The 12,234-nt window shown below is 70.0% G+C and carries 11 protein-coding genes; 4 read left to right on the top strand and 7 right to left on the bottom strand.

The genetic code is table 11. From position 1 onward, the window contains the following. Positions 1-186 precede the first annotated feature (186 nt). Positions 187-1,173, top strand: a complete 987-nt coding sequence (locus H4W30_RS22095; protein WP_192744595.1) for a methyltransferase — start codon at positions 187-189, stop codon at positions 1,171-1,173. After that, positions 1,170-2,114, top strand: coding sequence for an alpha/beta hydrolase (locus H4W30_RS22090; protein WP_192744594.1), 945 nt, complete (start codon positions 1,170-1,172; stop codon positions 2,112-2,114). Before H4W30_RS22095 ends, H4W30_RS22090 begins: the two co-directional genes overlap by 4 nt. Positions 2,115-2,338: 224 nt before the next feature. Here the strand turns inward: H4W30_RS22090 and H4W30_RS22085 are convergent, their stop codons facing one another. Genes H4W30_RS22085 through H4W30_RS22070 form a run of 4 tightly spaced genes read right to left on the bottom strand, consistent with a single transcriptional unit; the run spans position 2,339 to position 7,273 of the window. Next, positions 2,339-2,926 carry a TetR/AcrR family transcriptional regulator gene (locus H4W30_RS22085; RefSeq protein WP_126732189.1) on the bottom strand — a complete coding sequence of 196 codons (588 nt, stop codon included), beginning with the start codon at positions 2,924-2,926 and terminating at the stop codon, positions 2,339-2,341. A 41-nt stretch (positions 2,927-2,967) separates the two neighbouring features. Further along, positions 2,968-4,602, bottom strand: a complete 1,635-nt coding sequence (locus H4W30_RS22080; RefSeq protein WP_192744593.1) for an amidohydrolase — start codon at positions 4,600-4,602, stop codon at positions 2,968-2,970. A gap of 3 nt (positions 4,603-4,605) precedes the next feature. Beyond that, positions 4,606-5,397 carry a molybdenum cofactor biosynthesis F family protein gene (locus tag H4W30_RS22075; protein ID WP_192744592.1) on the bottom strand — a complete coding sequence of 264 codons (792 nt, stop codon included), beginning with the start codon at positions 5,395-5,397 and terminating at the stop codon, positions 4,606-4,608. A gap of 10 nt (positions 5,398-5,407) precedes the next feature. Continuing rightward, positions 5,408-7,273 carry a primary-amine oxidase gene (locus H4W30_RS22070; protein ID WP_192744591.1) on the bottom strand — a complete coding sequence of 622 codons (1,866 nt, stop codon included), beginning with the start codon at positions 7,271-7,273 and terminating at the stop codon, positions 5,408-5,410. A 114-nt stretch (positions 7,274-7,387) separates the two neighbouring features. Between H4W30_RS22070 and H4W30_RS22065 the strand changes: the two genes are divergently transcribed. Both H4W30_RS22065 and H4W30_RS22060 read left to right on the top strand, forming a co-directional pair. Further along, a complete protein-coding gene (locus H4W30_RS22065) occupies positions 7,388-8,107 on the top strand; it encodes an SDR family NAD(P)-dependent oxidoreductase (protein WP_192744590.1) in 720 nt (239 codons plus the stop codon). 14 nt (positions 8,108-8,121) lie between these two features. Beyond that, a complete protein-coding gene (locus H4W30_RS22060) occupies positions 8,122-8,919 on the top strand; it encodes an SDR family NAD(P)-dependent oxidoreductase (protein ID WP_192744589.1) in 798 nt (265 codons plus the stop codon). Between the two features lie 61 nt (positions 8,920-8,980). On the opposite strand, the gene H4W30_RS22055 is transcribed toward H4W30_RS22060, so the two are convergent. From H4W30_RS22055 to H4W30_RS22045, 3 genes are read right to left on the bottom strand one after another with little or no spacing between them, the layout of a single operon-like run. Beyond that, complete coding sequence (locus H4W30_RS22055) at positions 8,981-9,676, bottom strand: ABC transporter ATP-binding protein (protein WP_192744588.1); 696 nt, start codon at positions 9,674-9,676, stop codon at positions 8,981-8,983. Next, positions 9,673-11,376, bottom strand: coding sequence for a branched-chain amino acid ABC transporter ATP-binding protein/permease (locus H4W30_RS22050; RefSeq protein ID WP_192744587.1), 1,704 nt, complete (start codon positions 11,374-11,376; stop codon positions 9,673-9,675). Before H4W30_RS22050 ends, H4W30_RS22055 begins: the two co-directional genes overlap by 4 nt. After that, positions 11,363-12,223 (bottom strand): ABC transporter permease subunit, encoded by an 861-nt coding sequence (locus H4W30_RS22045; RefSeq protein WP_192744586.1) that lies wholly within the window; start codon positions 12,221-12,223, stop codon positions 11,363-11,365. Before H4W30_RS22045 ends, H4W30_RS22050 begins: the two co-directional genes overlap by 14 nt. Positions 12,224-12,234 lie beyond the last annotated feature (11 nt).

The raw sequence follows: 12,234 nt of genomic DNA, 5'->3' as shown, positions 1-12,234 counted from the left end.
ACGGACCTCCGGCGGGGGTAGTTCTACGCATGTTGACACTGGGGGAGTGCGCTGTCAATGGGTATATTCTACGAATGTAGGAAGTTGATATCCGGCGGGTTTTCCCTGGCAGTGGGCGAAAATTCGCACTGGATTCTTTTGTCTACGTCTGTAGACTCTCGACCGAAACGAGCTGAGGAGGCACCCGTGAGCGGGTCGACCAAGACCGCAGGTCCCGAGCGGATCGTGGACATCGCCGTGGGCTACATGGCGGCCAAACAACTTTTCGCGGCGAGCCGGATCGGCCTGTTCGCCGCGCTGGCAGGCGGACCGCTGACAGCGGCGGAACTGGCGGGAAAGACCGGCAAACCGGAGAAGATCACCCGCATTCTCGGTGACGCCATGTCATCACTCGGTCTTCTGTCCCGTGTGGACGGACGGTATGAGCTGGCCGCGGACGCCGCGGAGTACCTCGGCGGCGGAGACCTCGATCTGGCGCCGTTCCTGACGTTCCTCGACTCGATCAGCTACCCGCACTGGCTTCAGTTCGGCCACACGGCCGACAGCGGCGAGCCGGGCAAGCTGGAGATGGACGACGCGCGCTGGGGCACGTTCATGTCGGGAGTCATGACGTACAACGCCCTGCACGCCAAGATGCTGGCCGGCGCGTTCGACTTCGGCTCCTATCGAAAACTGCTGGACCTGGGCGGTCTTTCGAGCGCGTTCGCGGTCGAAGCCATGAAGGCCAACGACGGACTGCGCACCACGTTCGTCTTCGACCCTGGCTTCGCCGAGTCGGTCACCACCGCGGCGGCCGACGCGGGCCTGGCGGAGCGCACGACCGTCGTCGGGGCGGAGACGCCCACCGCGCGGCCCGACGGCGAGTTCGACCTGGTGATGGTCAACCACGTCGTCCACCGTTTCGACGCGAAGCAGAACGCGGAGATCCTGCGTAACGCCCGTGCCGCCGCCGCGCCGGGAGCGACACTGCTGCTGCTCGACTTCTTCCTCGACGACGACGCGGTGCAGCGGCCGATCGACGCGCTGCACGCGGGGGAGTACCTGGTGATCGACGGGACGATCGTCTACCCGGAGGCCGAGGTTCGCGAGTGGCTGAGCGGGGCGGGCTGGCGGGTCACCGACCGGCTCGCGCTGCCGGGCAGCCCGCGGGTGCTGGTCGCGGAAGCGGTGTGACCATGACCCTCGATCCCGCGGTCAAGGAACTCCTGGCCCGCAGCGCTCCCTCCGAGGCACCGGCCGGACCTCTGACCGCTCCCGGGCTACGAGCCGCTTTCGCCGCTTCGTGGCGACGCCCCGAGTCGGTCGAGGAGGTCGCCTCGGTGACCGACCACGTCCTGCCCTCCGGGGTGCGGGTGCGGATCTATCTGCCCGAGGCCGCGGAGCCGGTACCCGTCTTCGTCTGGATCCACGGCGGCGGGTGGACGATCGGCTCGATCGACGAGAACGAGGTCGCGTCGCGGGCGGTGTGCAACGCGGCCGGGGTCGCCGTCGTCGCGGTCGACTACCGGCTCGCGCCCGAGCATCCGTACCCGGCGGCCCCGGACGACTGCTACGCCGTCGTCAACTGGCTCGCCGCGGGGGGCGCGGGGCCTTCGGTGGACGGGACGCGGATCGCGATCGGGGGCGAAAGCGCGGGCGGCAATCTGTCGACGGTGGTCTCGATGATGTCCCGTGACCGTGGTGGCCCGCCGATCGCCGCGCAGGTGCTGATCTGCCCGGTCTTCGGTCATCCGGACGACGGATTCCGGTCCTATGTGGACTTCGCGGAGGGTTTCGGCATGACCGCCGGGGCGATGCGGTTCTTCTTCGAGCAGTACGTGTCGGATCCGGCGCACCTGAACGATCCGTACCTGCTGCCGCTGCGGGCGACCGACCTGACCGGGCTCCCGCCGGCGCTGGTGCTCACGGCCGAGTACGACGTGCTGCGCGACGAAGGGGAGGAGTTCGCGCGGCGGCTGACCGACGCGGGCACCCAGGTGGAGCTGACGCGCTACTCGGGGCAGATCCACGGCTTCTACGGCCTGTACACGGATCTCCCGGCCTCGCCGCGCTCGCACCGGCACGTGGCGAGCTTCCTCACCCGGACCTTCGACCCGCCGCATTTCGTCCTCTGAATGCGGTCAGCGATGCCCAGATGCCGATCTCGCGTGATTGGAGCCGCAACTCGCGAGTTACGCCTCCGATCACGCGAGTTACGCCTCCAAACACGCGAGTGTCGTCTTTGATCACGCGAGTCACGCCCGCGAGGTCGGCGACCCACCGCTTTTCGTCCTCTGGATGCGGCTGTTCGCACTACGTACTACCGCATTCAGAGGACGAAGTGCGGTAGTACGTGGTGTCAGGGGCGGGTGAGGCGCTCGAAGAAGGATTCGAGGTGCTGCCGCTGCAGGGCGACCGTCGAGAACTCCCCGGCGACCAGGCTCATCACGTTCGCCCCGGCGTTGATCAGCACGACCTCGTCGACCAGCTGCTCGTCGGGGGTCTCGGTGACGATGTCGCCGTCTTCCCGGCCCTCGGTGAGGTACCGGTGCAGCAGGCCCCGCCACGAGCGGATGTGCTCGAGGTACTTGTCCTGCAGTTTCGGGTTGGTCAGCGAAAGCTGCCAGAAGGTGAGCAGGACACGCCCCGCGGCGATGCGGTCCTCGTCGATCGGCATCGACGAGACGCACAGCTCGCGGAGCGCGGTCAGCCCGCGTAGCTCGTCCAGCTCCACGTACTCCCGCATCATGCCGAGCGCGCGTTCGTAGGTCGCCTGGATGATGTCTTCCTTGCTCGGGAAGTACAGCTTGAGCGCGCCGTTGGCGAAGCCGGCGGCCGCCGCGATCTCGCGCATGGTGGCGGCCTCGATCCCGCCCTGGGTGATCAAATCCCAGGTGACGTCGACGATATGGCTGCGCCGCTCGTCGTGGTCGATGATCTTCGGCATCGGCAGACCTCCCGCACTGGTTCTTCTACCAGTGTAGGAGATCAGGCCTGGTGATACACGCGGTGCCCGGCGAACCACGTTTCCGTCACCTTTGTCTTGACGAGCGCGGACGGATCGGTTCGGAACGGATCACGGTCCAGGACGACGAAATCCGCCGACTTGCCGGGCGCCAGCGAGCCGGTGACGTCGCCCAGCCCCATCGCGCGGGCGGCGGCGAGGGTGAAGACCTCGATCGCCTCGTCCAAGGTGATCGCCTGCTCCGGCCACAGCGCGCCGGGGAACGTGCCGGTCGGATCTTGACGCGTGACGAGGCCGTGGATGCCTTCCCAAGCGTTCGGCGACTCGCTGACCGGCCAGTCCGAACCACCCGCGACCAGCGCGCCCTCGTCGAGCAGCGACCGGTTCGGCTGCATCCGCCCGGCCCGCTCGCCGGGCAGGACCTCGGCGATGGCCGCCGGGATGACACCCGGGACCCACAGGAACGGCGAGATGTCCGCGGCGACGCCCAGCGCGGCGAACCGCGGGAGGTCGTCGGGATGGACGAACTGGCCGTGCGCGACCTGGAACCGCGCCTCCGTGAAGCCCTCGGCGCGCACCTTCTCGACGGCGTCGAGCGTCGCGCGCACCGAAGCGTCCCCGGTGCAGTGGACCTTGGCCGAGAGCCCCGCCGCGGCCGCCGTGCGCAACCAGCCGACGAGTTCCTCACCCGGCATGGTGGTGGCGCCGTGATGGCAGGCTCCGTGCGCGGCGTCCGGCAGGTACGGCTCCAGGAAGGCGGCTGTCCGCGTCGGCGGCACCCCGTCGAGGAAGATCTTCACGAAGTCCGGCCGGTGATGCTCGCTCCGGTACTGCCCGGCGACTTCCAGCAACGGTGCCCCGATCGGGTCGAAACCGAAGATCGGGTCGTTGATCAGCAGTGACGAAACCACCCAGGCGTGCAGTTCGCCCGCGTCGTCGAGCGCCTTGAGCGCGCCCAGGATGTCCGCGGAGACCCCGGCGTCCTGGAACGCGGTGACGCCGTACGAGTGCAGCGTGCCGATCCCGTGCCGCGACGCCGCGACGTGCTGCTCCGCGGTGAGCGTCCGTGTCTCGCTGAGGGCCCGCTCGACGGCGACGCCCGCCGCTTCGAGCAGGACTCCGACCGGCTCCCCGGTCGAGGGGTCGCGGACGATCTCCCCGCCCACTGGATCGGACGTCGAGGCGGTGACTCCCGCCAGTTCCAACGCCCGGCTGCTCACCCAGCGGTTGTGCCTGCTGTCGTCGGACAGCATGACGGGGCGTCCGCCGGCGGCCTCGTCGAGCGCGTGCCGGGCTGAGGCTCGCGAAAGAGTGGCGACCAAAGTGGACGCCCAGGCGCCGCCCACGACCCATTCGTCCGGTCCGAGCCCCGCGGCCCTCGAGCGGACGGCCGCCAGGATGTCGTCCAGCCCGGCGTCGGCGCCGAAGTTCAGCTCGAACAGGGCCGCGCGTCCGGCCAGGGCGTGATGGTTGTGCACGTCGACCAGGCCGGGCATCACGAACGCGCCGTCGAGGTCGACGACCTCGGTGCTCGGGCCGCGTTCGATGTCCTCCAGCGACAGCACCTTCCCGTCCTTGATCGCCAGCGACGACGCCCAGGGCCGGTGACCGTCCACTGTGTATACCGTGGCGTTGGTGAGGACGATGTCGGCGGTCAAGGCTCAGCTCCCTGCCGGGTCGTAGGCCTCGGGGTGCACGGTGGTGCTCAGCAGCTTGCCGTGCGCGCCGAAGGTGAAGTGGGTCGGTGTGCTCCCGGTGGCGTCCAGTCCGAAAAGGACACCGTGCGAGCGCAGCCGTTTCGCGTCCCGATGGTCGGCGACGGTCACCGAGGCGCACGGGATCACCTTCTCCCGCCAGGCGAAGACGTAGATTCCCGGCCGCAGCTCGTAGACCGAGTTCTCGTCGGTGTCCGCGAGTCCTCGCTCCGGGCCCGCCAGGCACTGCCACGTGTACCAGTGCGGGCTGAGGTAAACGTGCTCGTAGGCGTGCTCGGTGCTGTACACCCATAGCACCCGGCGGCCGACCAGCGACGTGGTCGGGGCGAGCGATTCCCCGGTCGGCTCGATACCGCCGATCGTGGCGGCCACGAAGGACTGCGTGACGCGGGGCGAGGTGTCACCGATCTTGCTCAGCACCAGGAGTGCGCGGCCGCGGCGCAGGTCCAGCAGCAGGGTGAACGCCTCGTCCTGGCGGGCCTGCGGATGGAACTGGACGTAGTAGAGGTCGTCGTCTACCAGGAACGTTTCGCAGCGGTCGGTGCCCGTGCCGTGGTAGGTCCACTCGATCCGGGTGCCGGAGAAGGCCGCGGTGAACGTGGTGCCGTCTTCACAGGCGAGTTCGAAGGTGCGGCCGTGCAGGTCGCCGACCGTGGGCGCCTTGTTCGCGTCGAAACCGGGGGCCAGACCGTCCAGCGGCAGCCAGGTGGACGTGTCGGACAGGGTCAGTTCGGGCATCGAAGAATTCCTAGTGCTCGTGGGCGGAACAGTGGTCGTCGGCAGCGCCGGAAGGCAGGTCGAGGGCCGGGTTTCGGTCCAGGAAGCCGTAGGGGCGCAAGGAGAAACCGGAGTAGTCGACCGGCATGACCGGCCAGTCCTCCGGACGCGGGATATGGGTCGGCCCGAACACGTGCCACAGCACGAGATCGGTGTCGGTGAGGTCGCGGTCGGCGGCGGTCCAGGCGGGTAGGCCCGCACCACCCGGATGCGCGTTCGGGCGGTCGCCCGCCGGGAACCGTTCGCCGGCGCGGTACGGCGTCGCCCACAGGTGCCGGGTGGCGAACGTCGCCCGCTGATGGACGGTCGATTCCGGCTGCGCCATCAGGGTCGCGGACGGCCGCGGCACGAGCTGGTACGCCGTGGGTTTGCCGAGCCGGTTGGTCCGGTCCGCGCTGCGGATCTCCCAGACACGCGCCTTGGCCGGATCCGCGAACCGCCGCGCCTCCTGTTCGGTCCGCAATGGGGTTTCCTTCCAGGTGAACGCGTTCCCGTACGGGTTCTGCTCGCCGACGGGGATCCGTTCGACGTCGACCTCGACGAGTGAGTTGCGTTCGCCGTCGATCGCGACGTCCAGCCGCGCGCAGAACAGGTGCTGGTGCACCGGCGCGAACAGGCCGGGGGCGATCTCGTTGGCGTGCGGGTGCTCCGTGCCGGGGTGCGCGGCGCCGGCGAACACGACTCCGGTGGCCTTCGCCTCCAGTTCCACGGTGCCGTCGAGGTAGAGGTACCAGAAGAAGCCGTAGTCGTAGTTGCCGATGGTGGAGATCGACGAGATCACCAGCCGACGGGAGCGGCGGACCTCGGCGCGGCCGTCGAGATCCGTGTGCTTCCAGAGGATCCCGTAGTCCTCCTCGTGCATGCAGATCGCACGCGGGATCTCGACCGGGTGGCCGTGGTCGTCGGCGACGAACGCGGGGAAGTAGTGGATGACGCCGAGGCAGTCGCAACCCAGGCGCAGGTCGTTGCCGTTCTTGCCGAGCAGGTACTCGCCCGCGTCGAAGTAGCTGATCCAGAACCGGCCGGGCGCGGTGTCGCCGTAGGGCACCACCATCTCCGGTACCGAGGCCCGGTGGAGCACCGAACGGTCCTGGAACGAGACCTGGTGCAGCGTCAGACCCTCGCGGGCGTTGAAGCCGACGCGGAGTTTCCAGCCCTCCCAGGTGACCTCGTTGCCGTCGACGGTGAAGCTCGGGCCCTCCGGCTGGGTGATCTCGATCGGCTTGAGGGTGGTGCGGGCCGGGACACCGTCGTAGCGGCCGTGCTCCGGCGGCACCGGGACGTCGCCCTCGTCCTCCACTCGGATGACGCGTTGGCCGGTCAGGTCGATGTGGACGATCAGGCCCTCGACCGGATGCGCCCACGGGCTGTCGGACGCGTCGTCGCGCAGGAACGTCAGCGAGCGGATGACCCGGCCGGTCTCGTCGGCCCTGCCGAAGAAACCGGGGGCCAGGGGAGCGCAGAAGGCGTGCCCGATCCGGTCGCCGAGCCCGCGCCGCTCCATCGCGGCCTGCCATTCGGGTGACGCCTTGGTGATCGACGCGGCGAGGTCGTACTCCTCGAACAGGTACGCGGGCTGACCTGGGCCACAGTCCTCGCTGGAGACCACTTCGCGTTTCGCGAGCGAGACGACCACGTCACGCGCGCGGCCGGTCGCGGTGTCGAGCAACGTGTACTGGACACGGCGGTCGGGCGCGGCGTCACCTTTCTCGGGCTCCACCGGCAGCACGGCGGGGAACCGCGTGGACGCGGCGAGCAGGCCTTCGGCGGCCAGGATCTCGCGGCCTGCGGTGAGTTCGTCGGCGGTCAGCGGGTCGAGTGGATGCGGCCTGGTCATGGTTCGCAGTCTTGCCGGTCCGGCCGGGACTGGAAAGGCCGTCGTGCGGCTGCCGACAAGAAGGGTGCACTGACGGCCAACCTCCGTGAAAGGTCCGGACCGGAGGATGACGCCATGGGACTGGATTTCGCGGGCAAGGCCGTGCTGGTGACCGGCGCGGCGTCCGGTATCGGCCTTGCCTGCGTCCAGGCCTTCCTCGCCGAGGGCGCGCGGGTCGGCGCCCTCGACCGGGCACCCGTGCCCACGCTGGCCGACGGTCTCCTGGCGCTCGAGGCCGACGTGACCGACGAGCCGTCGATCGCTGCCGCGGTCGACGCCGTGGCGAGCCGGTTCGGCGGACTCGACGTGGTGGTCGGCTGCGCGGGGATCTCCGGCCCGGTGGGCACACCGGTCACCGAGACCTCGGCGGCGGATTTCGCCGCGCTCATGGCCGTCAACGTCACCGGCCAGTTCCTGCTGGTCAAACACGCCGCTCCGTGGCTTACCGCGTCGGGTGGCTCGGTCGTGCTGCTGGCCAGCGACTCGGCGTTCACCAGTGCGCCCGGCATGGTCCCGTACTGCGCTTCGAAGGGCGCCGTGGTCGCGATGACCAGGGCTCTCGCCGTCGATCTTCCCGGCGTCCGGGTGAACTGCGTCTGCCCGTCGGTGGTCGACACCCCGATGGCGCGCGGCGATCTCGGCGACGTGCTCGACGATCCCGCCTTCCCGGTGCAGGCTCCCGAAGAGGTCGCCTGGCAGGTGCTCCACCTCGCGTCCGCGCGTTCGCGGGCGGTCAACGGCCAGGCCGTGCTCGCCGACTTCGGCGTCTCGGCCCGCTCCGGTTTTCCCGCTTAGAAAGGACTCCGCAAGTGAAGAAGGTTGTCGCGATCACGGGAGGCGGTACCGGTATCGGGGCCGCGGTCGCCCGCCGGTACGCCGACGAAGGCGCCCAGGTGGTGGTGCTCGGACGGCGGCTCGAACCGCTGGAGAAGGTGGCCGCCGAAACCGGCGCGCACGTCGTCGCCTGCGACGCCAGCGACCGCGAAGCCGCCGAGAACGCCACGGCGGAGATCGTCGGCAAGTTCGGCAGGCTGGACGTCGTGGTGGCCAACGCCGGCGGCCACGGCCTGTCGTCGGTGGTCGACACCGGTGACGAGGAATGGGAACTGGCGCTGCGCTCGAACCTGTCCAGCGCCTTCGTGTTCTGCCGGGCCACGCTGCCCTCGCTGGTCGAGACCGGCGGCCAGGTGGTCATCGTGTCGTCGCTGGCCGGGCTGTTCGCCGGGCCGAACGTCGCCGGCTACACCGTCGCGAAGCACGCGCTGATCGGGTTGACGCGCTCGATCGCCCGCGACTACGGGCCGAAGGGTGTTCGTGCGAACGCGGTCTGCCCCGGCTGGGTGCGCACGCCGATGGCGGACGGTGAGATGGACCAGTTCGCCGAGGCGGCGGGCTTCGACGGCGGACACGACGAGGGCTACCGGCGCGTGACCGCCGAGGTCCCGCTGCGCCGTCCCGCCGAACCGGAGGAGATCGCGTCGATCGTGCGGTTCCTGGGCTCTTCGGAGTCTTCGTACATCACCGGTGCGGTGATCGTGGCGGACGGCGGCGCGCATGCGGTCGATCTGCCGACGCTGGCGTTCGAACGGGCGGGGATGGGTTCTTAGTAGGTGCGCGTGAAGGCCCCCTTCCCTCGGCTCAGCCGAGGGAAGGGGGCCTTCACGCGCTTCAGGATTCGCCGAGGTAGGCCGCGTGCAGGGTGCCGGGGGAGTCCAGCAAGCCCTGCGTGGAACCCGCATAGGTCACCCGCCCCGAAGACACCACCAGCGCGTCGCTCGCCACGCCGAGCGCGAGCTGCGTGAACTGCTCGACCAGCAGGATCGCCGTGCCCTCCTCGGCGAACCGCGTCACCATCGGCAGCAGTCGCGTGAACACCACGGGCGCGAGGCCGAGCGACATCTCGTCGATCAGCAGGAACGACGGCCGCGCGGCGAACGCGCGGGCCAGCACCACCATCTGCTGTTCACCTCCGCTGAGCAGCGCCGCCGGCGAATCGCGGCGCTTCTCCAGTTCCGGGAACAGCTCGAACAGTTCGTCGGCCCGCGCGCGGGTGCGCGCGGTCAGCATCAGGTTCTCCAGCACGGTCAGGCCGCCGAACACCGCACGACCCTGCTCGATATGCGCCAGACCCCGCCGCGCGCGGGCGACCCGCGAGTGCTTCGTGATCTCGTCGGATCCGATGTGGACGGTGCCTGCCGACGCGGGCACCACGCCCGAGACGGCCTCCAGCAGACTGGTCTTCCCGGCGCCGTTCGGGCCGACGAGCGCGGTGATCCGGCCCGGTTCCAGGGTCAGGTCGACCCCGGAGATCACCGGCCCGGCACCGCGGGTGACCGTCAGCCCCGCTATCCGCAACGCGTTCACAGCATCTCCGTTTCACCCATGTACGCCTTGAGCACGGCGGGGTCGGCGAGCACCTCGGCCTGGGGGCCGGAGGCCAGCACACGGCCGAAGTCGAGGACGGTGATCGTGTCGCAGACCGAGCGCACCAGGTCGAGATCGTGCTCGATGAGCAGCACCGACACCCCGAACCGGGCGGGAACCTGGCGCAGTCGTTCCCCGAACGCGACGTGTTCTTCGTGCGGAAGACCCGCGGCGGGCTCGTCGAGCAGCAGGACCCGCGGCCGCGCCAGCAGATGCCCGACGACCTCGACCAGCCTGCGCGCGCCGACGTCCACTTGCGACAGTGGGGTGCGGGCGGCGGGGCAGCCGAAGAAGTCCAGGGCGTCGCCGATCTCGTCGGCGGTGAGCCGCCGCCTGGCGAGGAACTTGAGATACGCCCCGACCGTCAGCCCCGGCGGGACGCGGTCCTGCTGGAACGTCCGGCGCAACCCGGCGCGGGCCCGGTTCGACGGTGACCCGGTGAGCGGGACGCCCCCGAGTTCGACGGAGCCCTCGGCGTTCGGCAGGAAGCCGCTGATCGCGTCGACCAGCGTCGACTTGCCCGCGCCGTTCGGCCCGATGACGCCGAGCACCCCGTGCTCCGGGACCGATATGTCCACTGAGGACAGTGCCGCCACGTGGCCGAAGTTCACGCTCAGCCCGCGGACGGTGAGCACCGGCGGACCGGGCGTCTTGGCTTCGATGACCGAGGTACCGGCCGCGAGATCGAGTCTCGCCGGTTCCTTCTTGGCCCGCCGGTACCACACCTGGCGCACCGTGGTGCCCAGGTTCCCGCCACTGGCCAGCGCCTGGACGCCGAGCACACCGAACACCACGAAACCCCAGTCCTGCGGGATTCCCCAGCGTTTGAGCAGTTCCGGAACGCCGACCCACAGCACCGCGCCGAACACGGCCATGTCGATCAGGTGCGCGCCCGACATGATCGCCAGCACGTACAGCGCCAGCGACTGGATCGCGGTGAAACTCGCCGGGAAGGCGAGCCCGACCTGCCCGGTGAGCAGGCCGCCGCTGATCCCGCCGAGGGTGGCGCTCACCGCGAACGCGGTCAGCTTCGACATCCGCACGCTCGTGCCCGCGGCCGCCGTGCCGCGTTCGGAGAACGCCACCGCCTGCCAGGCGCTGCCCCAGCGGCCGCGGCGCAGGAAGTACACGGCGAGGCAGCACAGCACCAGCACCACGACGGCGAGCTGGAAATAGGACCGGTCGTCGGAGAAGGCGTCCGGCCGTTCGACCGAGATCCCGCTCGAGACCCCGGGGAACTGGAGCTGGACCAGCGCAAGGTCGGCGGCCGCGGCTAGCCCCAGCGTGACGACGGCGAGGTTGATCCCGCGCAGCCGCAGCGCCGGCAGCCCGACGAGCACCCCGACCACCCCGGCGGCGAGACCGCCGAGCACCAGCCAGGTGAGGAATCCGCCGGGAGCCTGTGCCTCGTTCAGCGCCGACACGGTCCAGGCGCCGACGGCACCGAAAGTCAGCTGGCACAGGGAGATCATGCCGGCGCTGCCGGTCACCACGCCGAGCCCGAGCAGGGAGATCCCGGCGACGACGGCGCTCATGCCGAGGTAGACGAAGTACCCGTCGAGCCCGACGCTCAGGCCGTAACCCGCGGCGATCGCCACGATGGCGACCGCGAACGGGATCCCGCGTTCAGCGAGCCGCATCCCACACCTCCTTGCGCTGCGACCAGAGCAGCAGCGCGACGATCACTGCGAACGGCAGGAAGTACCGCACCACCGAAAGGCCGTCGACCTGTGCGGCCGCGCCCTGGATCAGGCCGAGGCCCAGCCCGCCCGCGACCGCGAGGTCGAGACGGCGGAATCCGCCGAGCAGGGCGGCCGCGGCCGCGGGGACCACCAGCATCGCCAGCGACGTCGCGTCGTTGGACTGCGACGGCGCCACGATCGAGATCACCAGTGTGCTGACCACCCCGGTGACCGCCCAGACCGCGACGCTGAGCCGTTTCGCCGGGATGCCCAGCAGTTCCGCCGTCGTCGGGCGTTCCGACAGCGCCCGGAGCTGGACGCCCGCCGGGGTCCGGCTCAGCACGATCCGGCTGGCCACCGCGACGAGGACGGCCAGCGCGACCGTGACCACGGTGACCTGGCTGATCACCACGCCGCCGACGGTGACCGCCGGACCGTCCAGGATCGGGTGGAACGGCTGCGGCTTGTTGCCGAACAGGATGAACGACAACGAGATCAGCAGGAGCAGCACCGCCACGGTCACCGCCGAGCGGGTGCCGGTGTCCGCCTCGGCGAGCCAGGTGGACACGATCCAGCCGAGCAGCGCGCTCAGCAGCCCGCCGAGCAGGATTCCCGCCACCGTGGCCAGCCACGTCGGCAGTCCCGCGTGGACGGACAAGAACACCGCCACGTAGCAGCCGAACATCCCGGTGGCCGACTGGGCGAAGTTCACCACCCGCACCAGGCGCGACATCAGCGTCAGGCACACCGCCAACACCGCGTACAGTCCGCCGGCGGCCAGGCCTGCCAGCGCTCCCTGCAGCATCGAATCCTCCT

The sequence above is a fragment of the Amycolatopsis roodepoortensis genome (assembly GCF_014873915.1).
Taxonomy (GTDB): domain Bacteria; phylum Actinomycetota; class Actinomycetes; order Mycobacteriales; family Pseudonocardiaceae; genus Amycolatopsis; species Amycolatopsis roodepoortensis.
Note: the sequence above shows the minus strand (reverse complement) of the source record. Positions and strands in the feature narration are given on the sequence as shown.